At 64.2% G+C, this 22,568-nt stretch carries 17 protein-coding genes and 1 pseudogene; 12 read left to right on the forward strand and 6 right to left on the reverse strand.

Annotated features, from left to right (window positions below):
- Nucleotides 1-8 precede the first annotated feature (8 nt).
- The 6 genes from dapD (at nt 9) to asnB (ending at nt 5,645) form a co-directional block, all read left to right on the forward strand.
- Complete coding sequence (gene dapD, locus WJW29_RS02760; RefSeq protein ID WP_012445174.1) at nt 9-1,205, forward strand: 2,3,4,5-tetrahydropyridine-2,6-dicarboxylate N-succinyltransferase; 1,197 nt, start codon at nt 9-11, stop codon at nt 1,203-1,205.
- 82 nt (nt 1,206-1,287) lie between these two features.
- Entirely contained in the window at nt 1,288-1,608 is a 321-nt protein-coding gene (locus tag WJW29_RS02765; protein WP_011408333.1) for a hypothetical protein, read from the forward strand.
- A gap of 59 nt (nt 1,609-1,667) precedes the next feature.
- Nucleotides 1,668-2,024 carry a Spx/MgsR family RNA polymerase-binding regulatory protein gene (locus tag WJW29_RS02770; RefSeq protein WP_011408334.1) on the forward strand — a complete coding sequence of 119 codons (357 nt, stop codon included), beginning with the start codon at nt 1,668-1,670 and terminating at the stop codon, nt 2,022-2,024.
- Nucleotides 2,021-2,521, forward strand: a complete 501-nt coding sequence (locus WJW29_RS02775; protein ID WP_011408335.1) for a GNAT family N-acetyltransferase — start codon at nt 2,021-2,023, stop codon at nt 2,519-2,521. The genes WJW29_RS02770 and WJW29_RS02775 overlap by 4 nt, the downstream gene beginning before the upstream one ends.
- Before the next feature lie 4 nt (nt 2,522-2,525).
- On the forward strand, nt 2,526-3,656 hold the full coding sequence (gene dapE, locus WJW29_RS02780; protein WP_011408336.1) for a succinyl-diaminopimelate desuccinylase: 1,131 nt from the start codon (nt 2,526-2,528) through the stop codon (nt 3,654-3,656).
- Between the two features lie 294 nt (nt 3,657-3,950).
- Nucleotides 3,951-5,645: an asparagine synthase B gene (asnB, locus tag WJW29_RS02785; RefSeq protein WP_011258712.1), complete on the forward strand. Its 1,695-nt coding sequence runs from the start codon at nt 3,951-3,953 to the stop codon at nt 5,643-5,645.
- A gap of 68 nt (nt 5,646-5,713) precedes the next feature.
- Here asnB and hpaM read toward each other — a convergent pair whose 3' ends face one another.
- From hpaM to WJW29_RS02800, 3 genes are all read right to left on the reverse strand, one after another.
- A complete protein-coding gene (hpaM, locus tag WJW29_RS02790) occupies nt 5,714-6,766 on the reverse strand; it encodes a type III secretion-associated outer membrane-bound protein HpaM (RefSeq protein WP_011408337.1) in 1,053 nt (350 codons plus the stop codon).
- 430 nt (nt 6,767-7,196) lie between these two features.
- Nucleotides 7,197-9,323 carry a TonB-dependent siderophore receptor gene (locus tag WJW29_RS02795; RefSeq protein ID WP_011258714.1) on the reverse strand — a complete coding sequence of 709 codons (2,127 nt, stop codon included), beginning with the start codon at nt 9,321-9,323 and terminating at the stop codon, nt 7,197-7,199.
- Nucleotides 9,324-9,885: 562 nt separating this feature from the next.
- Entirely contained in the window at nt 9,886-12,303 is a 2,418-nt protein-coding gene (locus WJW29_RS02800; RefSeq protein WP_012445169.1) for a penicillin acylase family protein, read from the reverse strand.
- Nucleotides 12,304-12,449: 146 nt separating this feature from the next.
- On the opposite strand from WJW29_RS02800, the gene bfr reads away from it, so the two are divergent.
- On the forward strand, nt 12,450-12,935 hold the full coding sequence (bfr, locus tag WJW29_RS02805) for a bacterioferritin (protein WP_011408338.1): 486 nt from the start codon (nt 12,450-12,452) through the stop codon (nt 12,933-12,935).
- Nucleotides 12,936-13,390: 455 nt separating this feature from the next.
- Here bfr and parC read toward each other — a convergent pair whose 3' ends face one another.
- A complete protein-coding gene (parC, locus tag WJW29_RS02810; protein WP_011408339.1) occupies nt 13,391-15,634 on the reverse strand; it encodes a DNA topoisomerase IV subunit A in 2,244 nt (747 codons plus the stop codon).
- Between the two features lie 60 nt (nt 15,635-15,694).
- Nucleotides 15,695-16,542, reverse strand: a pseudogene (locus tag WJW29_RS02815) (helix-turn-helix transcriptional regulator).
- 121 nt (nt 16,543-16,663) lie between these two features.
- On the opposite strand from WJW29_RS02815, the gene WJW29_RS02820 reads away from it, so the two are divergent.
- The 5 genes from WJW29_RS02820 to WJW29_RS02840 are packed head-to-tail and all read left to right on the forward strand — an operon-like array spanning nt 16,664 to nt 22,194.
- A complete protein-coding gene (locus WJW29_RS02820; protein ID WP_011408341.1) occupies nt 16,664-17,104 on the forward strand; it encodes a MarR family transcriptional regulator in 441 nt (146 codons plus the stop codon).
- Entirely contained in the window at nt 17,101-18,618 is a 1,518-nt protein-coding gene (locus WJW29_RS02825; RefSeq protein ID WP_011408342.1) for an AdeC/AdeK/OprM family multidrug efflux complex outer membrane factor, read from the forward strand. The genes WJW29_RS02820 and WJW29_RS02825 overlap by 4 nt, the downstream gene beginning before the upstream one ends.
- Before the next feature lie 10 nt (nt 18,619-18,628).
- Nucleotides 18,629-19,822, forward strand: a complete 1,194-nt coding sequence (locus WJW29_RS02830; RefSeq protein WP_011408343.1) for an efflux RND transporter periplasmic adaptor subunit — start codon at nt 18,629-18,631, stop codon at nt 19,820-19,822.
- A gap of 6 nt (nt 19,823-19,828) precedes the next feature.
- A complete protein-coding gene (locus WJW29_RS02835; protein ID WP_011258722.1) occupies nt 19,829-21,409 on the forward strand; it encodes a DHA2 family efflux MFS transporter permease subunit in 1,581 nt (526 codons plus the stop codon).
- Between the two features lie 50 nt (nt 21,410-21,459).
- Entirely contained in the window at nt 21,460-22,194 is a 735-nt protein-coding gene (locus tag WJW29_RS02840) for a serine hydrolase domain-containing protein (RefSeq protein ID WP_011258723.1), read from the forward strand.
- Here the strand turns inward: WJW29_RS02840 and WJW29_RS02845 are convergent.
- The coding region (locus tag WJW29_RS02845; RefSeq protein WP_146766574.1) for a transposase at nt 22,191-22,568 on the reverse strand (378 nt) is incomplete at its 5' end. The two genes, WJW29_RS02840 and WJW29_RS02845, sit on opposite strands and share 4 nt — an antisense overlap.

The raw sequence follows: 22,568 nt of genomic DNA on the forward strand, positions 1-22,568 counted from the left end.
AGACCCCCATGGCCACCAGCAAGAAGACCGCGCCCAAGCAGAGCGCGACCACCAACAAGGCAACGTCCAAGCCCACGCGCGCAACGCGTGGCAAGGCTGCCAAGGCGCCGGTTGCCGCCTCCAAGCCGCTTGCTGGCGTCGGCAAAAAGAGCGCTGCTGCCGGTGCTATCGGCAGCAAGGCCGCTGCACCGAGCGCTGCAGGCCACACACCTGCCGCAAAGAAGGCAGCCAGCAAGCAAGCGTCTTCTACTGCACCGCGCGTGGCCAAGCAGCCGACCAAGGTGGTTTCTGCACCGGCCGCAGAGAAAGCTGCTGCGGCAAAGAAACTGCCGATTGCCGAGCAGGCCGTGCACAGCGCCGCAACGCAGGTGGGCAGCGATGAACTCAAATTCGGTATCGAAAGCGCGTTCGAACGGCGCGCCACGCTGACCATGGACGAGATCGACGGCTCCACGCGCGCAATGGTCACGCGCGTGATCGACGGCCTGGAAAGCGGCGAATTTCGCGTCGCCGAGCCGGACGGGCAGGGCGGCTGGGCCGTCAACGCGTGGTTGAAAAAAGCCGTGCTGCTGTATTTCCGCGTCAACGAGATGGCGGTGATCGATGCACAGCCGGCGCCGTTCTGGGACAAGGTGGAATCGCGCTTTGCCGGCTTCCATGAAGCGCAATTCCGCAAGGCCGGCGTGCGCGTGGTGCCGGGCGCGGTGGCGCGGCGCGGCAGTTACTTCGGCAAGGACGTGGTGCTGATGCCGAGCTTCACCAACATCGGTGCGTATGTCGGCGAAGGCACCATGGTCGACACCTGGGCCACGGTGGGTTCGTGCGCGCAGATCGGCAAGCATTGCCATCTGTCCGGCGGCGCCGGCATCGGCGGCGTGCTCGAACCGCTGCAGGCCAGTCCCACCATCATCGAAGATCACTGCTTCATCGGCGCACGTTCGGAAGTGGTGGAGGGTGTGGTCATCGGCCACCACAGCGTGATCGGCATGGGCGTGTTCATCGGCCAGAGCACGCGCATCTACAACCGCGCCACCGGCGAGATTTCCTATGGATACGTGCCGCCGTACAGCGTGGTGGTGTCCGGCCAGCTGCCCTCCAAAGACGGCTCGCACTCGCTGTATTGCGCGGTGATCGTCAAGCAGGTCGATGCCAGGACGCGCAGCAAGACCAGCGTCAACGAGTTGCTGCGCGGTCTGGCCGATTGAGTGCCACGCAGCCCGTCGGCGCCATGCTGTCGCGTTCGCCCAGTGGCTGGATCCGTTGGCGCCTCCCGGCCCTGTGGTTGGGATGGGTGCGGTCTACGTTGCCGGCTCGCCGATGCGCGATGGCGTTTCGCAGCAGTTGGACATGCTGCGTTGGCTGGCGCCTGCATTCATGCGGGTGCGGACCTTGCGTCTGGCATGGGCGTCCAGGCGGTGGGCACAGGTCTGCGATGCGGGCGATGCGCGGGAGATCGTCCAACAAGGACGGTCCCAGCGCGTGGATCTTGCCGAGCTGCGCCGCGTCGATGTCGCAGGGCTGGTTCCGCCGCTGCGGATGGCGCTGGAATTCCATGGAGAACGCGCCGATGTGGTGTTCCTGCCGGCACGCTGCCTTGAATACCATTAATTGGCAAACACCCTGTCGCCACGCGCAAGCGCGCGCCGCGCAGTCGAAAAGGGCACACCATGACCACGCTGTACGGATTGAAGAAGTGCGACACCTGCAAGAAGGCGACCAAGTGGCTGGACCGCTTTGGCGTGGCCTACACCTTCGTCGATTACCGCGAGCACAAACCCGAGCCGGAAACGCTGGTCGCCTGGGCCGACCAGGCCGGCGGATTCGATGCCTTGATCAACAAGTCCTCGACCACCTGGCGCCAGTTGCCGGACAACAAAAAGACGCCTGGCTCGCAGGCCGAATGGAAGCTGTTGCTGCGCGAATATCCGCAGCTGATCCGACGGCCCTTGGTCGTCACCGACGACGGCGCGTTGAGCCAGGGATTCTCCGACAACGGTTTCAAGAAGCGGTTTGGCATCGAGTGAACGTGCGGCCGTACCAGTGCGAGGACTGGCACCAGCTGTGTGCCGTGCACGACGCGGCGCGGCGGCAAGCGCTGCGGGCGGCCGGCTTGCCCGAAGCGTTGTTGCCCCTGCCGGTTGCCGCCGAGCGTGAATCACTGTTCGACTACACGCTGCGCGTGGCCGAGCTCGACGGACGCGTGATGGGAGTCGTGGCCTACGATGCGCAGAAGCTCGCCTGGCTGTACGTGGCGCCGGACGCGCAACGGCGCGGCGTTGGCGCCGCGTTGGTTGCAGCGGTCCAGCAGGATCGTCCGAACGGCCTGTCGTTGGAATTGCTGGAAGCAACTGACGCGGTACAGGCGTTCTACCAACGTTGCGGCTTTGTCGTCACCGGCAGCTACGGCGGCCGCATTCCGGGAAATGAGCGTTTTGCGCTGCGCGCGCAGGCGATGCGCTGGCATGGCCCCGATGCTGCTCCAGCGATGCATAAATCAACCGTGTTATCACACAAGGCCTGACGACATGAACGATGTGCTGGATCTGACCTGCGATCTGATTGCACGCGCCTCGGTGACTCCCGAGGATGCTGGCTGCCAGGCACTGCTTGCAGGGCGCTTGACTGCCGCGGGCTTCGCCTGCGAACACCTGCGCCTGGGCGAGGTCGACAATCTGTGGGCAACGCATGGCAGCGGCGCGCCGGTGCTGGTGTTGCTGGGGCATACCGATGTGGTACCGCCGGGCCCGCGCGAGGCCTGGACCAGCGATCCGTTCGATCCGCAGATCCGCGACGGCGTGCTGTACGGTCGTGGCGTGGCTGATATGAAAGGCAGCGTCGCCGCGTTCGTCGTCGCCGCGGAGCAGTTCGTCGCCGCGCATCGAGCGCATGCCGGCACGCTGGCAGTGTTGCTGACTTCGGACGAGGAGGGCGATGCCATCGATGGCGTGCGCCGGGTCGCCAACCTCTTTCTCGAACGCGGACAGGCGATCGATTGGTGCATTACCGGCGAGCCATCGTCCACCGAGCGCTTGGGCGATCTGTTGCGCGTTGGACGTCGCGGCAGCTTGTCCGGCACGCTCACCGTCAAGGGGGTGCAGGGGCATGTGGCGTACCCACACAAGGCGCGCAACCCGATCCATCTGGCAGCGCCTGCGCTGGCCGAACTGGTCGCGCGGCAATGGGACGATGGCTTCGAAAGCTTCCCGCCGACCAGTCTGCAAGTCTCCAATATCCATGCCGGCACTGGCGCCAATAACGTGATTCCCGGCGAGCTGCAGGTGGCCTTCAATCTGCGCTATACGCCGCACTGGGACGCGCCGCGCCTGGAGGCGGAAATCACCGCGCTGCTCGATCGGCATGCGCTGGACTACGCGCTGCGCTGGCACCGCAGCGGCGAGCCGTTCTACACCCCGGAAGGGCGCTTGCGTAGCGTCGCGCGTGAGGTGTTGGGCGCGTTTGCCGGTGCGCCACCGGAAGAGAGCACCGGCGGCGGCACCTCCGACGCGCGCTTCATCGCGCCATTGGGCGCGCAGTGCATCGAAGTCGGCCCGGTCAACGCCAGCATTCATCAGGTCGACGAGCATGTGCGCGTTGCCGATCTGCAAGCACTGCCAGCGCTGTATCGCACACTGATCGAGCGCTTGCTGATCGAGTGAGCGGGTCGCGTGCACACCGTCGTTGCCACTGAAACAGTTGCACCGGTGAAAACGAACGGTTAGCGTCAGCGACATGGTCATTCGCCTTGCCAACCTCAATAACGCCAACCGCAACAATCTGCGCGCGAATAATCGTACGCGGCCGATGCGGGTCTGCGACTAGGCGACGTCCACCAAACGCCCAGGAATCAGAAAACCCGCATCGGCCGATGCGGGTTTTTTTATGGGTGTCATTTTCATGCAGCACGCTCTCTCACCGGCCGCCAACCCCAGCAGTTATTCAGGAGTGTTTCCATGTGTTCCATCTTTGGTATTTTCGGCCTGCAACCCGGTGACGACTTGCAGGCGCTACGCCGGCAGGCACTGGAATGTTCGCAGCGGCAGCGCCATCGCGGGCCGGACTGGAGCGGCGTCTACGTCGATGCCGGGGCCATCCTGGTGCACGAGCGCCTGGCCATCGTCGACCCGGCCGGCGGCTCGCAGCCGTTGCTGTCCGAAGACGGGCAGCTGGCGCTGGCGGTCAATGGCGAGATCTACAACCATCGCGAACTCAAGGCCGAACTGCTGCAGCCGTACGCCTTCCAGACCGGCTCCGATTGCGAGGTGATCAATGCGCTGTATCGCGAAGATGTGCCGGCCTTGTATCTCAATCGCCTCAACGGCATCTTTGCGTTTGCGCTGTGGGATAAGACGGAAGGACGGGTGATCATCGCACGCGACCCGATCGGTGTGGTGCCGCTGTACTGGGGGCACGACCGCGAAGGCCGTCTGCGGGTGGCGTCGGAATTGAAATCGCTGGTGGACGATTGCGCCGATGCGGCGCAGTTCCCTCCGGGCCATTGGTACGACAGCGCCACCGGCGCGCTGAGCCGTTATTACGAGCGCGCCTGGCGCGAATATGCCGAGGTGGAAGGTGTGCAGGTGCAACTGCAGGAATTGCGCGAAGCCTTCGAGCGTGCGGTGCATCGTCAACTGATGACCGACGTGCCGTACGGCGTGTTGTTGTCGGGCGGGCTGGATTCCTCGTTGGTTGCAGCAGTTGCCGCGCGCTACGCCCGTCACCGCGTCGAAGAGAACGATACCACCGAAGCGTGGTGGCCACGCCTGCATTCCTTCGCGATTGGCTTGAAGGGCTCGCCCGATTTGGCAGCAGCGGAAGTGGCCGCCGCTGCGCTGGGCACCGTGCACCACGGCTTCGAATACACCTTCGAAGAGGGGCTGGATGCGTTGCCTGACGTCATTCGCCACATCGAAACCTACGACGTCACCACCATTCGCGCTTCCACACCGATGTTCTTATTGGCGCGGCGTATCAAGGCGATGGGCGTCAAGATGGTGCTCTCCGGCGAAGGCAGCGACGAGATCTTCGGCGGCTACCTGTATTTCCATAAGGCACCGAACGCGCGCGAATTCCATGAAGAGCTGGTGCGCAAGCTCGACGCGCTCAACAACTACGATTGCCTGCGCGCGAACAAGTCGATGATGGCCTGGGGCGTGGAGCCGCGCGTGCCGTTCCTGGATCGCGAGTTCCTCGATGTGGCGATGCGCATGGACGCCAGTTTCAAAATGATCGACAAGACCAGCAGCGGCGCGGCGCGCATGGAAAAAGGCGTGCTGCGCGAAGCATTCGCAGGCTATCTGCCCGAGTCGATTCTGTGGCGTCAGAAGGAGCAGTTCAGCGACGGCGTGGGCTATGGCTGGATCGACGGGCTGAAGGCGCATGCCGCAGCGAACGTCAGCGAACGCGAGCTCGCCGCTGCCGACCGACGCTACCCGGTCAACCCGCCGCAGACCAAGGAAGCGTATTTCTATCGCACCTTGTTCGAGCAGTTTTTCCCCGGACAGTCGGCTGCGGAAACCGTGCCGGGAGGCAAGTCGATCGCGTGCTCGTCGCCAACCGCGATCGCCTGGGATGCGAGTTTTGCCGCGATGGCAGACCCATCGGGCCGCGCCATTGCCGGCGTCCACGCGCAGGCAATGGACTCGTAAGGCTGCCGTAACTGCAGCGGCCGGCGTGCATTGCTGCACGGCCGGCCGCTGCGCTTGGTGCGCGTGTCTTATTGCTCCTGGCGCACGCAATAGCCATAGCGTTGCGGGTCGATATCCACGCCGGGCATATCGGCCTGGTTGTTGCGCCACAGGTTCGGCTTGAAGTCGGTCGCGGTGCAGTTGGCCGCACGGTCCACGCCGATGGTGTAGGTAAATGGCGTGTTGGCGAAGCGGTTGTTCTCGAACACATTGTCCTGGCTCACGCTGTTATCCCAGCACAGGATTTCCGGCGTGCGGTACCGCACCGCACAGGCCAGGAATACACCGGCCACCTTGTTGCCATCGAACTGATTGTTGCTGAAGCGATTACGCCGCGCATCCGAGAGATAGATGCCTTGGCTGCCATTGCGCTCGAAGCGGTTGTTGCGGATCTCGCTGTCTTCCAGGTGTTCGGTGGTTAAACCAGCAGCCACGTTGTCGTGGATGTAATTATTGACCATCGTGACCTTCGCTGTGCGGTTGAACGACACGCCGTCCCAGATTGCACCGGACACATCGTTGTTTTCGATGGTGATCTCGCGGGTGTCGTACTCGCTCAGCAGGCATGCGCTGCGGCACTTGTTGACCTGCAGGCCGGCCAGCCGAATGCCTTGCCCGGACCGCACTACCACCGCGCTATTGCTCAGGTAGGGGCGCTCGGGCATGAACTCTTTGTCGCCAGTGCTGGCGACGATCTGCATGTCTTCGATGCTGACATTGCGGATCACGCCCGTAGGCTGCTGGTTTTCGTAATCGCCGACCACCAGGACCGGCTGCTGCACGCCATCGGCCATGCGCACCACGGTGCTGGGGCCCTGGCCGCGCAGAGTGAAATTGCCGCGGTGGATCGACACCATGCCATTGAGCGGAAACTCGCCTTTTTCCAGGCACAGCACCGCCGGCTTGTCGCTTTGCGGCAGTTTGTCGATGGCTTTTTGCAGGTCCTGTCCAGGACTTACTTTGGCGGTGCAGGCAGTCACAGGCGCATCCGGCGGGCCGGATTTGGCTGGCGGCGCGGCCGAGCAGGCCGTCGCAAACATCAGTGGCAACAGGGCGGAAACGGAGCGGGCAAGCAAAGGCATGCGGATTCCGATCAGTGGGGGGAAGAGGGCGATGCGTGGAGCAGGGCTCCACATCGCGATGTGCTCTAGTGTGTCCCACCGGACGTTAAGTTCCAGCCCATGCGTAGCCGCGCGATTCGGCGCAGGTTCATCACCTTGTCGCGGTTGAGGCTGCATTCGCTGTGCATATGGTTGCAACGTCTGACGTGCGTCACATTGCGGAGGGAACAAAATGACTAGCGCGATCGTCTATCGAACAGCGGTGCGCGCGGTCGTAGTGCAGTGTTTGCATGCCGTTTGCGGATGCGTGTGCATGCGACCAGCTGCAGACCGTGTGTTATTGAACGCTCGAAGCGAGCGTCATGCCGGTGCTGCGTGCGTATCGCACGCGTGATGCGCGCCGACATCGCATGTGCCGACGGACGCAGCGCATACAGCAGCTGCGCCACCGTCAGAAACGATAAGCCAGCTGCGCGTAGATGCGACGCGGCTCGCCGGGGAAATGCCCGGCGCGGGTGTTGAATCCGCTCACCGCATAGACCTTGTCGAACAGGTTTTTGATGTTGATCTGCAGTTTCCAGGCGTCCCAATGCGTCTGCCAGCTGATGTCGTAAATGGCATAGGGTTTGACGCGCTGCCCGTCCAGGCTGACGCGTTCGCCCACGTAGTCGGCACCAAAGGCGATTGCCGAGCGCCATGCCGGCAGGTCATAGCGTGTCCATAGACCGAAGGTGTTGCGCGGTGCATTGGCGAAGCGATTGCCGGACGCATTGGTGATGCCATTGGTGCCCGCATCGAGCACGCGTGCATCGTTGTAAGCGTAGGTGAGGTTAAGTACCCAGCGCTCGGTGAGATCGGTCAGCACGTCGACTTCCATGCCCTCGCTGCGTACCAGACCAAGCGCAGAAAGTTGATTGACACCATCGACGATGCGGCCGTTGGCCTGCAAGATGTTGCTGCGCTCGATGCGATACAGCGCCGTGTTGAAGGTCAGCCCGCCATCGTTGAGTGCCGTCTTCAGGCCCACTTCCCATTGCGTGCTGCGTTCTGGTGCGAACGGACCACCTGCGCTGCTGTCCTGATTGGCGGCATCCTGCGGCAAGAAACCGCTGGCGTAACTTGCATATGCGTTGATGCCCTCGCGCAACACGACGGTGCTGCCGACACGCCAACTGAGATCGTTGCCGGTGACGCGCGAGCCGTCCAGCAGGTTGTCGTCCTTGAAGCCGTCCCAGCGCAGCCCGGCCATCGCATACCAGCCCGAGGTCAGCGTGAGTTCGTCCTGCAGATACGTACCATAGCGTTGGCTACGCGTGCTGGTAGCGCGCCAGGGAAGGCTATGGAGACCGTAATCGTAGAAGCCGCTGCGCCCGTACACGGGGTTGAACAGATCGATGCCCGGCACCGGGCCACGTACGCGTCCGGTATCTGCGGTATTGGCGGTTTGCGCGCGGAAATTGGCGTCAAGGCGGTAGGAGTCCGCGCCCATCAGCAGCGTGTGCTCGATCGTGCCGGTGCTGGTGCGGAACACCGCGTTGACGTTGCTGGAGATTGCATCGTTGTCGCGGTATTGATTGCGCAACTGTCGGGTCATCCACTCGGCAGTGCCATCGCGATCGCGGTCGATCAAGCCCATCGGCTCGTGATAGATCTGATGCTCGTCGTTCTTGAACCAGCGCAGCGCCATGTCCACACTCCACGCGCTGGACGGCGCAAACCGGTACTGCGCGAACGCCACTTTGGCGCGCATGTCCAGGAAGTCGGGGGGTTCGTTGTGGTTCCAGCGCCGGTCGGTGAGGAAGTTGCCGGCGTTATCCACCGGCACGCCACGTAGGCGGTTGCCGCCCAGGTTTTGGGTGATGTCGGTGTATTGCAGGGTGAGTTCGCCGGTGTTGCCGATATCGAAGGCCACCGACGCATCGCCAATCTGGCTCTGGCTATCGGTGTTCCAGCGAAAGCCGTCTTCGCCATCGGCATAGGCGCCGATGCGGTAGCGGATGCGGCCATCTTCGCGCACCGGCCCGGTGGCTTCGAACGAGGCGGCACCGAAGGATTGATTGCCGACCTGCAGCTCCACGCGCCGCGCCGCCTGATGGCCGGGTTTTTGCGTGACATAGTTGATCACACCACCCGGTTCGCCGCCGCCGTACAGCGCACCGGCCGGGCCCTTGAGCACTTCCACGCGCTCGATGTTGAACAGCTGCGGCACCGAGAAGCCGGCATACGGGTCGCTGCGCAGGCCGTCGTACAGCACGTTTTCCTGGCGGAAACCGCGCAATGTCACCCCGGCATAGCTGAAGAAGCTGATGCCGCTGATGCTGCGATACAGATCGGTGATCTGCCGCGCAGCCTGGTCGTCGATCAACTCGCGCGGCAGCACCTGCACCGACTGCGGCACCAGCGCCAGCGGCGTATCGGTGCGCGTGGCGACGGCGGCGTCTTCGGATTTGTAGAGCGTCTGCGCACGGCCGACAACATCCACGCCATCCAGCGCGGTCACGGCGGGTGCGGTGGTCTGTTGAGCGAAAGCAGGCAGGGTATGCAGAGCGAGCGTGGTGACAAGAAGCGTGTGGCGCATTGATCAATAATGGGAATGGTTATCAAATGCATCTTAGCATGATGTGTTTGCCGGATTGCAGAGGTCGCTGCGGCGCTGCGCAAAAAGGGCTTGCTAGCTGATGTGCGATTTGCTTTGGTGCAAATGCAGGTGCCCGCGCGTAAGGACACACGCGAGACGCGAAGTCGCAGAAGCCAGGAATGCAGGCAAGGCAGGTAAGGCAGTCAAATGAGGCAAAGCAGAACGTATGAGAGCGAGGTCTCCCTTCTCCCGCGAGGAGAAGGTGCCCGAAGGGCGAATGAGGGGACGTGCGAAGCCTCGTGCGCTTGTGTGCCTGAGCGTTTTTGAATGGCTAAGGGCAGGGCCACATTGCGCACTCATCCAATACCGCGTGATGGCCGTACCCTCACCCCAACCCCCGCGCCCGCAGCGCGGGCGCTCCAAGGCACGCGCGCCAGTGGCGCGCAATCCGTGCCTCGTCGCCCCCTAGGGGAGAGGGGCGTTGTGGAGCGGCGATGCTTGATCGTTCTTCGTTCTTGTTTTTCTTTCCCTGGCCACTACGCAGCAGCGTTGCTAGTCGCTATTACTGCGGGCGCAATTGCAGCGTGTAACGCGTGGCAGTGGGCAGAAACGGTGTGGGTCTTCCATGCACCCAATCGTCGTGGCCTGCGCCCCAGAACGGCGATAGCGGGTGTCCGCTCTGGCCGCCGGGCATATGCACGATGCCGTCCTGTTCGTGGCCTGGCGAGACCACCATGCGTTCGGACGCGCCAAAGGCCGGGCCTTGCACGCGCGGCATGTCGCGGTCGCCCGGCAGCTGGTCGGGCGGCATGCACAGCCAGCGCTTGGCCAGGGCGGGCAGTGCACGCGCGATGGGGTGGCAGATGGCGGCGGTATTGCGCTGGCCCCAGCTGTGTTGGCCGCCCGGTTTGCCCTGCGCGTCTTCTGCGATCACGCTTGACTGCGCGCTGCGCGCGGCATCGCTGAGCAACTGGTCCCAACTTGCGAACGTTGGCGGTAACAGGTTGGCTGGGCGCTGTTGCAGTAACGGCCAGACGATGCCTTCCAGCTGCGCGCGAGGTGGCGGCAAGAAGTCCTCGCCGAGTGCGGCATGGGCGGGTGCCAACAGGCCGCCTTCCACGGCATCGATGGTCTTGCTGCGGAACTCGCGCACGATGCGGTAGCTGGTCGAAGTGGTGGAGGCATGACCATCCCAATCGCGCATGGCAAGTGCGATCTGTTGCAGTGCCGGATCCTTGCTGTCGGCGACGATGCTGCGCAACAACTGCCACCAGCGCGTGAGCAGCACGGCGCGGTCGTCAAGCTGGATGGCGAGCAGATCGCGTTCGTTGAAGCGCTGCTTTGCGAAGAGCGCGTTGCGAATCTGCTGTGCACGCGCGCCTAGGTCGTAACCGGCATTGCCAAGCGTGGCCAGTTGCTGCGCATCGACGATGCGGTTGTTGGCGGTCCAGAGCCGATGCGACGGCGGGTCGACCAGCGCAGGCGCATTGTCGCTGCGCAGCGACCACGGCAGGCAAGCGCTGGGCGTCGAAGGTGTTGCAGCTGCAGCTGCAGGTGCGCTTGATGCTGCGTTTGGTGCGGGCGCCGAGGTTGCGAGTTCGGCAATTCCACTTGGGCCGCAGCCTGCATTGCGTTCCGGGCGCGCGCCGATCAGGCGCCAGGCGATACGCCCGCTGCGATCGGCCAGCAGCAGGTTCTGCGCCGGAATGCCGGAGCGGTCTGCCACCGCAAACGCCGCCTGAAGATCGCCCGCTGTGCTCATTTGCGCGAAGTCCAACCGAATCGCGCCCGGAAGCTGCGCGGCCCAGCGCAACGCCAGCACGCTGCCGTCGGCGTTGGTGTGCAGCACTGGCCCCCACGCCGCTTCGCGCACCTCCAGACGCACCGGCGCTGCACCGGCCACGCGGATGGTTTCCACATGCGTGGTCAGTGCCTGCGGGTGGCCCGGCGTGGGCGCAGGAATGCGTGCGAAATCCGCGGTGTCGATATAGCTGTTGGTAAACGCCCAGGCCACATGCCCGTTGCTGCCCACCACCACCGCCGGCAGGCCGGGCAGGGTGAATCCGGTGACATCTACTTTGCCATCGGGCGCGTTGCTGTCTGCATAGCGCAGGCGTGCGCGGAACCAGATATTGGGCGGGCGCAGGTCCAGGTGCATGTCGTCGGCAACGATGGCGCGGCCGTCGGTGGTGAGGCTGCCGTCTACTGCGAAGTTATTGCTGCCTGGTATCGGCGTTTCCGCGTGCGGTGCGGTCGCCGGATGCGGTAGACGCCGTAGGTCCAGCGTGGTCGCATCCGGCAAACTGGCATCGCCCAGCGGCGGACCGAACAACGGCGCATCCCAGCTGGAGCCCTGGTGGTCAAGCAACGCCGCCAGCGCGGGCGGCACCACGGCGCGGATGCGCGCGGCGGCTAGCTCGGTCTGGTTGCTGCTGTCCTGCAGGTCTGTGTACATCGCCAGGCCGGTGAGGATGGAGTCGTCCAGTGTCCATGCGCGCGGTGTCTGGCGCAGCAGCAGATAGGGCCAGGGCCGCACCCGCAGCGCGGCCAGCCCGGCGTTGACGCCGTCGGTATACGCCTGCAATGCAGCGCGTTGGCTGCCGGCGGCGATGTCCAGGCTGGCATGCACGCGGGCCCGCAGGCGGTGCACGCGGTTGCGCTTGTCCAGGTCTACGGCCTTGGCGCCGAACAGCTCGGACAACTCGCCGGCCGGTGCGCGGCGCATCAAATCCATTTCGAAATAGCGCTCCTGCGCGTGTACGTAGCCGAGCGCACGCATCGCATCGAGCTGATTTGTGGCATCAATGGTGACCACGCCGAGCCCATCGCGCTGCACGCTGACCGGCGCAGCCAGGCCGCTGAGGGCGCCCTCGCCATCCAGCTGCGGCAAGCTGCCGCGCATCAATAGATAGAGCGCCAGGCTGGCCGTCAGGGCCAGCAGTACGATTCCCAGCAGCAGCCGGCCCAGCCATTTACGCATTGTCGGTTCCTTGAGCTTGGTTGACGTGCGGTCGGCGGACATGACCGTGGCGGGTCTGGCCGCAAGCGCAACTGAAAGTGATTCCGATTAGATCATTGCACGCCTGCTTAGGGCACCATGCGCGCATTGCGTCGTTGGAGCACACCATGAAAGGCCATCCCGAAGTCGTCGATTACCTCAAGCAGCTGCTACGCGGCGAATTGGCGGCGCGCGATCAATATTTCCTGCATTCACGCCGCTACGAGGATCAGGGGCTGATGGCGCTGTACGAGCGCATCAACCATGAGATGGAAGAAGAAACCGAGCACGCCGACGCGTTGTTGCGGCGCATCCTGTTTCTGGAAGGCGACCCGGACATGCGACCAGCCGAGTTTGCGCCCGGCAAGACCGTGGTGGAGATGCTCGAGCGCGATCTGGTCGTCGAATACGAAGTGCGCGCCGCGCTCGCCGCCGGCATGAAGCTGTGCGAAGACCACGGCGATTACGTTAGCCGCGACATATTGCTCAAGCAGCTGCAGGACACCGAAGAAGATCATGCGTGGTGGCTGGAGCAGCAGCTTGGCCTGATCAAGCGCATCGGTCTGGAGCTGTACCAGACCTCGAAGATCGACAAGGGCCACGCTGCCGGTTGAGCCGGCAGCCCACGCTGCGCAGTCGTCTGGCTGACGCAGCGTGGGTATCGGCTCGGCATGGAGTACGAGTGCCTTGCCATTCGCGACGATTTGCTGATGAAAGCCGGTCTGTCCGAGCTGCCAACGTTCCAACCAGAAGTTCGTGTCCATGCGTCGCCTTGTCAGTGGCTGTCTCCACTGTGTTCATTCGAAATGGCGGGTCACGCGCGCTCTGATGCAGTGCTCAGCGTTGACGGTAAGTTCAGCGCTTGCATCTGTTACACCTAGAAGAGCGGGTGATGCAATGCCGGCGCTGCAGCAGTTTTATTTCCTGAAACGCGACACGTGCTGCCGCGCCTCAGGTCCTTTGAGGCGTACAAAAATGCCGGTCTTGCTGCCGCGCGCCGGAAAAGTAAGCAGCCTGAGGCGACCGCAGTTTCAATCGCGCCGCTGCGCGCCAAGTGAGTGAGCAATAGTTACTGCACCTCCAATCCATCCACCTTTTGCCACCCGCGCGGCAACAGCGCCCCGCGGCTCGCACGCGCACCCACATACGTGTCCAGGTCCTTGAACGACAGGCTCATCGTGCGAGCGCCGCTGCGCACCAGCAGCGTGTTGCCGGGTGCTACCGCGACCACTGCCACCACGCGTTCGGTACCGAGCTTGGCCTTGGGGATCTCGATGATCTTGTTGCCTTTGCCCTTGTCCAGTTCGGGTACCTCCGTGGCCGGCACCGCGAGCAGGTTGCCGGCGCTGGTCACGGCGACGATGCGATCGGTTTGCGGGTTGCTCACCTGGGCCGGCGTCAGCACATGCGAGCCGGTGGTCAGGTTGAGCATCGCCTTGCCGGCCTTGTTGCGGCCAGTAAGATTTTCGAAGCGGGTGACAAAGCCGTAGCCGTGCGAGGACGCCAGCACGAAGCGGGTGGCGTTGTCGGCACTGGCCATGACCTGGAACGCTGCGCCCGACGCCGGCGAGAACCGCCCGGTCAAGGGTTCGCCGTTGCCACGCGCCGAGGGCAGGGTGTGCACGGCGGTGGAATAGGCGCGGCCTTCCGAATCCAGGAACGCCACCTGGTGCGTGCTGCGGCTACGCACCGCCGCCAGCAGGCCGTCGCCATCGCGGTAGGACATGCCGGCCGGATCCACCTCATGCCCCTTGGCCGCGCGCACCCAGCCCTTTTCCGACAGCACCACCGTCATCGGTTCGCTGGCGACCATCTCGGTTTCGTCGATGGCCTGCGCGGCGCCACGCTGCACCAGCGGCGAACGGCGCGCGTCGCCGAACTTCTTGGCATCGGCAGTGAGTTCGTCCTTGATCAGCTTCTTCAGCTTGGTCTTGCTTTCCAGGATCGCCATGATCTGCGCGCGTTCCTTGGCAAGTGCTTCCTGCTCGCCGCGGATCTTCATTTCTTCCAGGCGCGCCAGTTGGCGCAGCTTGGTTTCCAGGATGTATTCGGCCTGTTCCTCGCTCAACGCAAAGCGCGAGATCAGCACCGGCTTGGGTTCGTCCTCGCTGCGGACGATGCGGATCACTTCGTCCAGGTTGAGGAAGGCGATCAACAAGCCTTCCAACAGGTGCAGGCGACGCTCGACCTTTTGCAGTCGATGGTCGAGGCGGCGGGTGACGGTGTCGCTACGGAAGGTCAGCCATTCGCTCAGCAACTGGCGTAGATTCTTCACCTGCGGGCGGCCATCCAGGCCGATGACGTTGAGATTGCAGCGGTAGCTGCGCTCCAGATCGGTGGTGACGAACAGGTGGCCCATCAGCTGTTCGGCATCGACGCGATTGGAACGCGGCACCAGCACCACCCGCACCGGGCTGGTGTGGTCGGATTCGTCGCGGATGTCTTCCAGCCACGGCAGCTTCTTGGCGCGCATCTGCTGGGCGATCTGCTCGATCACCTTGGACGGCGACACTTGGTACGGCAGCGCGTCGATGACGATGTTGGCGTGTTCTTTCTTGTATGTGGCCCGTGCGCGCACGCTGCCGTGGCCGGTTTCGTAAATCGCACGCAGGTCGGCGGCCGGGGTGATGATTTCAGCGGTGGTCGGATAGTCCGGCCCGAGCACGTGTTCGCACAGTTCGGCAACCGTGGCATCGGGGTTGTCGAGCAGCCGCAGCAGCGCGCTGACGATCTCATTGAGGTTGTGCGGCGGAACGTCGGTGGCCATACCCACGGCAATGCCGGTGGTGCCGTTGAGCAGCAGGTGCGGCAGGCGTGCCGGCAGCCAGGTGGGCTCTTCCAGGGTGCCGTCGAAGTTGGGTGCCCAGTCGGTGGTGCCTTGGGCGAGTTCGCCCAGTAGCACTTCGGCGATCGGGGTCAGCTTGGATTCGGTGTAGCGCATCGCCGCGAACGACTTGGGGTCGTCGGTGGAGCCGAAGTTGCCCTGGCCTTCGATCAGCGGGTAGCGGTACGAGAACGGCTGCGCCATCAGCACGAGTGCCTCGTAGCAGGCGCTGTCGCCGTGCGGGTGGTACTTACCGATCACATCGCCCACGGTGCGCGCAGATTTCTTCGGCTTGGCAGCGGCATTCAGGCCCAGCTCGCTCATGGCGAAGATGATGCGCCGCTGCACCGGCTTCAGGCCGTCGCCCAGGAACGGCAGGGCGCGGTCGAGCACCACGTACATCGAATAGTCGAGATAGGCGCGTTCGGCGTACTCGCGCAGCGGCAGCTGTTCGAAGCCGTGGAAGGTGGGGCGGGTCAGATCGGTCATGTAAAGCCAGGTCCTGCGTGGGAGGAGTCCGCACCGGGGCGTGGACTCGAAGAGCGCCGATTATCCGGATGCGGCGGTGGATGCCAAGCCGCGCGCGTGGGAGCTGGCGAAATAACGCGCCGGCGGGGCGCCGAAATGGCGGTGGAACACACTGACGAAGGCGCTGGGGCTGCTGTAGCCGAGTTGGTCGGCCACCTGCGCCACTGCGTTGCCCTGGCTCAGCCGCCGCAAGCCTTCCGCCAGCCGGGCCTGCTGTCGCCACTGCGCAAAACTCAGGCCGGTCTCGTTGCGGAAATGCCGGCTCAGGCTGCGCGGCGACAGTCCGCCCCAGTCGGCCCATTGCTCCAGTGAACGCGGGTCGGCGGGGGTGTCGAGCAGCTAGCGGGCGATCCGCAGCAGCCGGCGGTCGGCATCGGCAGGTGCAGGTGGTCGATCTGCACCTGCCGCAGCTCGTCCAGCAACACCGCGGCTAGGCGTTGCTGGGCGGCATCCAACGGCTGATCCAGCGGCCAGCTGGCGGCCCGCATGATGGCCTCGCGGGCCAAGCCGGTCAGTCGGATCACCCGGCCTTGCGCAGGCAGGGTGACGCAGGCATCGGGCCGCACCCCCACGCCCCAGCCGCGCATGGGCCCGGCCGGCTCGACCGTGTGCTGCCGTCCGGGCGGCAACCAGCCCGCGCAGCCTGGCGGCAGCGACAAGGTGCCTTGTTCGGTATGCACGGTGAGCATGCCGTGTTCCACATACATCAGCTGGCCGCGGACATGCGCGTGCCAAACGGTTTCTGGCGCCCAGACCTCGCGCAACTCGGCCAGGAACGCGATCAGCACCGGGCCATCGGCCTTTTCGAAGCTGGTGCGCACGCCCGGTGGCAATGCGTCGATCCGGGTTGGCGAGTTTTCGATACTCATTGGCCGAATTGTATTACCACGCCAGTACGCACGCCGCGTGAGGTGGAGATCCTTGCGGGCGGTTTAATCCCCAGTGGTATAATTGCTTTTACAAATATATTTTTCGGAAAAAATGCAGTGCATGAATGTGCCGTCCACCGCCGCGCCGTCGTTCGGCCTGCTGCTGCGTCAGGTACGTGATGCGCTAATGCGCCAGCTCGATGCCGAGATGAAGGGCGAACTGCCCGATTTCGGCTTCAGCCACTACGTGGGCCTGAAGGTTCTGGCGGTGCGCTCGCCGTGCACAGCCAACGAACTGGCGCTGGCGCTGGACCAGACCCCGAGCGCGGTGACCCGCCTGCTCGACAAGCTTGAAGCGCTGGGCGCGGTACGGCGCGAGCCGCACGCGCAGGACCGACGCGCACTGCAGATTGTCATGACCGAACAGGGCGTGGCGCTCTGGGAGCGGCTGCGCTTGCGCGGCGAACGCGCCATCGAGCAAGGCCTGCGCGATCTGTCTGCGCCCGAGCGCGAACTTCTTACCTCACTTCTCATCCGTGTCCGCGATGCACTCAACGCATGAACGCTGCTAGTTCCCCGACCCAGACGTTGCGCCCGCGCTCGATGCGCTTGGCGCGGCCGTTCGTTATCACTGCCCTTGCGCTGGCGCTGGCCGCCTGTGCCAGCAGCCGTGGCCTAACCCCGCAGGGTAGCGTGCTGGATCCCAGCAGGCTGCATGCGGAGCGCACCCTGGCGCAGCAAACCACGCTGAGCCCGGCCGCGTGGCCGGCCAGCGATTGGTGGCGCGCGCTGGGCGATGCGCAGCTGGACGCGCTGATTGCCGAGGGCCTGCAGCACAGCCCCAGCCTTGTGGCGGCCGACGCGCGCTTGCATCGGGTGCAGGCCCGTATCGACACTGCGCAGGCCAATCGTGGCCCCAGCTTGTCGGTGTCCGGTGGCTACACCGGCCTGCAGCTGCCCGAATCCTTGGTCGGCGAAGAGATCGGTGGCAAATACGGCGGTAGTGCGCAGCTCGCGTTGAAGTTCCGCTACGGCGTCGATCTGTGGGGCGGCAAGCGCAGCGCGTGGGAAGCGGCGGTCGATCAGGCGCATGCAGCCGAAGTGGATGCGCAGGCGGCGCGGTTGAATCTGTCGTCGGCGATTGCCGAAGGCTATGCGCAGCTTGCTTACGCATGGAGTTTGCATGACCTGGCCAATGACGAATTAGGCCGCGCCCAGAAGCTGCTGGAATTGACCCGGCAACGCCGCAGCGCCGGCATCGACAGCGAGTTGCAGGTGCGTCAGGCGCAGGCGCGCGTGCCGGCTGCGCAGCAGCAGCTGCAGTCCGCGCAGCAGCAGATCGACGAAGCCCGCACTGCGCTGGCGGCGTTGGTCGGGCAGGGCCCGGATCGCGGCTTGGACATCGCCCGCCCGGTGCTGGGCGGGGGCATTGCCACCCAGTTGCCGAGCATGCTGCCGGCCGATCTGCTCGGCCGTCGTCCCGACGTGGTCGCCGCGCGCTGGCGCGTGGAGGCGGCCGACAAGGACATCGCGGTCGCCAAGACCCGCTTCTATCCCAGCCTCAACCTCACTGCGCTGGGCGGTGTGATCAACCCGGATGTCGGCAAGTTGCTGGACAGTGGCTCGGTGTTCGGTCTGGTCGCGCCGGCGCTGAGCCTGCCGATCTTCGACGGCGGCAAGCTGCGCGCCAACCTGGCCGGCAGCGATGCGCAATACGACCTGGCCGTGGCCGACTACAACCAGAAAGTGATCTCTGCGCTGCGCGAAGTGGCCGACCAGGTCACCGCCGTGCGCTCGCTGCAGCAACGCGCGCAGGCGCAGAACGACGCCGTGCAGACCGCCATGGCGGCCTTCGATCTGGCCCAGCAGCGCTACCGCGCCGGCATCGGCAGCTATCTGGAAGTGCTTCGCGTGCAGGAGCAGGTGCTCGTCGCACGCCAACGCATGGCTGGGCTGCAGTCTCAACAACTTCTGGCCTCGGTGAGGTTGCAGCGTGCGCTGGGCGGCGGATTCACGCCGGAGCCCGCGCGCGATACCGCACACACCGCGCCCACTTCCGCACAACCGAATTCCTGAGACATCGACGATGAGCCAGACGACTTCAACTTCTCCTCAACCCGCACCAGCCGCGCCCAGCAAGCGCCGCGCTGCGCTGCGTATCGTGGCCATTGTGGCGATCCTGGCGATCATCGGCCTGGTGGTGTGGTACTTCCTGGTCGGCCGTTGGCACGAAGACACCGACGACGCGTACGTACAGGGCAATCAGGTGCAGATCACCCCGATGGTGGGCGGCACTGTGGTGAGTATCGGCGCCGAAGACGGCATGCGCGTGGAGCGCGGCCAGTTGCTGGTGCAACTGGACCCGGCCGACACCGAGGGCGCAGTGCAGCAGGCCGAAGCCAATCTTGCCAAGACCGTGCGTCAGGTGCGCGGTCTGTATCGCAGTGTTGAAGGTGCACAGGCCGAATTGTCCGCACGCGAGGTCGCGCTGCGCAGTGCGCGCTCAGACTTCGCACGGCGTAAGGATCTGGCTGCCACCGGCGCGATCTCCAACGAAGAACTCGCGCATGCTCGCGACGAACTGGCCGCGGCCGAAGCGGCCGTGAGCGGCTCGCGCGAGAGCTTTGAGCGTAACCGTGCGTTGGTGGACGACAGCGCAGTGGCCAACCAGCCGGACGTGCAGACCGCCGCCGCGCAGCTGCGTCAGGCGTATCTGAATCATGCGCGCACCGGCGTGGTGGCGCCCGTGTCGGGTTATGTCGCACGGCGCGCGGCACAAGTTGGCCAGCGTGTGCAGCCGGGCAGCGTGCTGATGGTGGTGGTGCCGCTGGAGCAGGTGTGGGTGGAAGCCAACTTCAAGGAGACACAGCTCAAGCACATGCGTCTGGGCCAGGAAGTGGAACTGCATTCGGATCTGTACGGCGGCGGAGTGAGCTACACCGGCCGTATCCAGAGCCTGGGTCTGGGCACCGGCAGCGCGTTCTCGCTGTTGCCTGCGCAGAACGCCAGCGGTAACTGGATCAAGATCGTACAGCGCGTGCCGGTACGCATTGCAGTGGATTCCAAGCAGCTGGCCAGCAATCCGCTGCGGATCGGGTTGTCGATGAAGGTCGAAGTCAAGCTGCACGATCAGCAGGGCAGCGTGTTGCCGACCAAGCTCGCCAACGCTGCGGTGTTCTCCACCGACGTGTATGCGCAGCAGCTCAAGGCTGCCGACGCCGACGTCCAACGCATCATCCAGGACAACCTGCCGTCGCAGGCTGCCAGCAAGGCGGGCTAAGCCATCATGTCTTCGCAAGCTCCCACCGCGCCCGGCGGCCCGGCGGCGCCGGCGCCCGCGGCGGGTTTTCGACCGGCCAGCGTGGCGTTGTGCACCGTGGGCCTGGCCATGGCCTCGTTCATGCAGGTGCTGGACACCACCATCGCCAACGTCTCGCTGCCCACCATCGCCGGCAACCTCGGCGCCAGTTCGCAGCAGGCCACCTGGGTGATCACTTCGTTCGCGGTCAGCACCGCGATCGCGTTGCCGTTGACCGGTTGGTTGAGCCGGCGCTTCGGCGAAACCAAATTATTCGTGTGGTCCACGCTGGCATTCACCATTGCCTCGCTGCTGTGCGGGCTTGCGCAGAGCATGGGCATGCTGGTGGTGGCGCGTGCGTTGCAGGGCGTTGTCGCCGGGCCGATGTATCCCATCACCCAGAGTCTGCTGGTGTCGATCTATCCGCGCGAAAAACGCGGGCAGGCGCTGGCGTTGCTGGGGATGATCACCGTGGTGGCGCCGATTGCCGGGCCAATTCTCGGTGGCTGGATCACCGACGACTACAGCTGGGAATGGATCTTCTTGATCAACGTGCCGCTGGGCATCATCGCCAGCAGTATCGTGGGTTCGCAGTTGCGGCATCGCCCCGAACAGCTCGAAAAGCCGCGCATGGATTACATCGGCCTGATCCTGCTGGTGGCCGGTGTGGGTGCGCTGCAGTTGGTGCTGGACCTGGGCAATGACGAGGACTGGTTCTCTTCCGACAAGATCGTGGTGCTGGCCTGCGTCGCTGCGGTGGCGCTGGTGGTGTTCGTGATCTGGGAGCTGACCGACAAGGACCCCATCGTCGATCTCAAGCTGTTCCGGCATCGCAACTTCCGCACCGGCACGTTGGCGATGGTGGTGGCGTATGCCGCGTTCTTCAGCGTGAGCCTGCTGATCCCGCAATGGCTGCAGCGCGACATGGGTTACACCGCGATCTGGGCCGGCCTTGCGACTGCGCCGATCGGCATCCTGCCGGTGCTGATGACGCCGTTCGTGGGCAAATACGCGCTGCGCTTCGACCTGCGCCTGCTGGCTACCATCGCCTTTATCTTCATGTCATTCACCAGCTTCTTCCGTTCCAACTTCAACCTGCAGGTGGACTTCAGCCATGTGGCGACCATCCAGCTGGTGATGGGCGTGGGCGTGGCGCTGTTCTTCATGCCGGTGCTGCAGATCCTGCTGTCGGATCTGGATGGGCGCGAAATCGCTGCAGGTTCTGGTCTGGCCACCTTCCTGCGTACGTTGGGCGGAAGCTTCGCCGCATCGTTGAGCACCTACCTGTGGGCACACCGTACCCAGGTGCATCACGCGCACATCACCGAACACATTTCGGTGTACACGCCCGGCATGCAGGAACGACTGGCTGCGATGGGGCAGGGCGACCTGAAGCGTGGCGCTGCATCGCTCAACAACATGATCAACCACCAGGCGTCGCAGATGGGCTTCAACGACATCTTCTATCTGCTTGGTTGGACCTTTCTGGCAATCATCTTCTTCCTGTGGCTGGCCAAGCGGCCGTTCGGCGCCGGTGCCGGGAGTGCAGCGGCGGCAGCGGGGCACTGAGCCCCTGTTGAGGGGCTGCTAGACTTGCGCCGTCAACGCAGGAGCGGGCGATGGGCATGTGGTCGGCAGCGATGGTATGCAGGCAAATGGATCTGCTCGATGGCAGGTCACCAGTGCAGCATCAAGTGCAATCTCGTCGATTGCGTCAGCCGTCCAAACGTCTGCTGTGCTGGCTTGCCGCTGCGGGGATGCTTGTCGCGCAGGTGTGCTGTTTTCCGGCGATCGCCGCGCCTGCGTCGCTTGAGGACGCGTTGACCCAACAGCTGCATGTCAACCGTCAGCGTTGCGGCATTGTCGGGCAGGCGGTGTCTGTTGTGCACAACGGCAAGCCGCTATTTGGCGGCGTCGATGGGCTTGCTGGTATGGACATGAAGCAGCCGGTAACGCCAGAGCAGATCTTTCCTGCGTTTTCGGTGAGCAAGCTGTTTGTGAGCACGCTGATCATGCAACTGATCGATCCGGGTCAGCCGGCAAGACAGTATTTGCCCGGATTGCTGCAGCGCTGGGAACACATCAGCCTTGCGCAACTGCTCAAGCATACCTCTGGCCTGCCAGCGTATTTCGAGCCGTCGCAGATGAGCGGCACGGATAAAGCCAGCGCTTCATTTCCAGCAACTGCGCAAGCGCTGTTAGAAGTGTTGGTTGCGAGACCGTTGCTTTGTGTGCCTGGCAGCGAAACGCGCTATGTCAACACCAACGACGTCGTTCTTGCGCAGCTCTTGCAGGCGCATGACCGCATGCCCTGTGCACAGGTGGCATCAGAGCGAATCATTAGGGCCTGTTAACACATTCGAAGCCCATCAACGACCAGAACGAAGCTGAGGAAGCCAAGGAACATGACATCCAGCTGCTCGAAGCGCGTGAAAATCCGTCGGTAGCCCTTCAAGCGACGGAACAGCCTCTCCACTTCGTTGCGCCGTTTGTACATTTCCTTGTCGTACTCCCAAGGATCGACCCGATTGGACTTGGGTGGAACCACCGGCACGAAGCCAAGATCGAGCGCCAACTGGCGGGTTTCATTGCCTTCGTAAGCGCGATCCATCAGCAGATGAACCGGCCGCTCCACTGGCCCCAGGTGTTCAAGCAACGCGCGGCCTGCGGGTGCGTCAGGTGCGTTGCCAGGCGTCAATCCGAACGTGATGGCTGTTCGAGCATCTGC

Source organism: Xanthomonas sp. JL1 (genome assembly GCF_038405005.1).

What these genes read in the sequence shown, in the direction of transcription:
- WJW29_RS02830 (WP_011408343.1), top strand. Translation starts at nt 18,629, where the DNA reads ATGAGCCAGACGACTTCAACTTCTCCTCAACCCGCACCAGCCGCGCCC.
- parC (WP_011408339.1), bottom strand. Translation starts at nt 15,634, where the DNA reads ATGACCGATCTGACCCGCCCCACCTTCCACGGCTTCGAACAGCTGCCG.
- WJW29_RS02835 (WP_011258722.1), top strand. Translation starts at nt 19,829, where the DNA reads ATGTCTTCGCAAGCTCCCACCGCGCCCGGCGGCCCGGCGGCGCCGGCG.
- WJW29_RS02800 (WP_012445169.1), bottom strand. Translation starts at nt 12,303, where the DNA reads ATGCGTAAATGGCTGGGCCGGCTGCTGCTGGGAATCGTACTGCTGGCC.
- WJW29_RS02820 (WP_011408341.1), top strand. Translation starts at nt 16,664, where the DNA reads ATGAATGTGCCGTCCACCGCCGCGCCGTCGTTCGGCCTGCTGCTGCGT.
- asnB (WP_011258712.1), top strand. Translation starts at nt 3,951, where the DNA reads ATGTGTTCCATCTTTGGTATTTTCGGCCTGCAACCCGGTGACGACTTG.
- hpaM (WP_011408337.1), bottom strand. Translation starts at nt 6,766, where the DNA reads ATGCCTTTGCTTGCCCGCTCCGTTTCCGCCCTGTTGCCACTGATGTTT.
- WJW29_RS02825 (WP_011408342.1), top strand. Translation starts at nt 17,101, where the DNA reads ATGAACGCTGCTAGTTCCCCGACCCAGACGTTGCGCCCGCGCTCGATG.
- WJW29_RS02765 (WP_011408333.1), top strand. Translation starts at nt 1,288, where the DNA reads ATGGGTGCGGTCTACGTTGCCGGCTCGCCGATGCGCGATGGCGTTTCG.
- WJW29_RS02770 (WP_011408334.1), top strand. Translation starts at nt 1,668, where the DNA reads ATGACCACGCTGTACGGATTGAAGAAGTGCGACACCTGCAAGAAGGCG.
- WJW29_RS02840 (WP_011258723.1), top strand. Translation starts at nt 21,460, where the DNA reads ATGGGCATGTGGTCGGCAGCGATGGTATGCAGGCAAATGGATCTGCTC.
- bfr (WP_011408338.1), top strand. Translation starts at nt 12,450, where the DNA reads ATGAAAGGCCATCCCGAAGTCGTCGATTACCTCAAGCAGCTGCTACGC.
- WJW29_RS02795 (WP_011258714.1), bottom strand. Translation starts at nt 9,323, where the DNA reads ATGCGCCACACGCTTCTTGTCACCACGCTCGCTCTGCATACCCTGCCT.
- dapD (WP_012445174.1), top strand. Translation starts at nt 9, where the DNA reads ATGGCCACCAGCAAGAAGACCGCGCCCAAGCAGAGCGCGACCACCAAC.
- dapE (WP_011408336.1), top strand. Translation starts at nt 2,526, where the DNA reads ATGAACGATGTGCTGGATCTGACCTGCGATCTGATTGCACGCGCCTCG.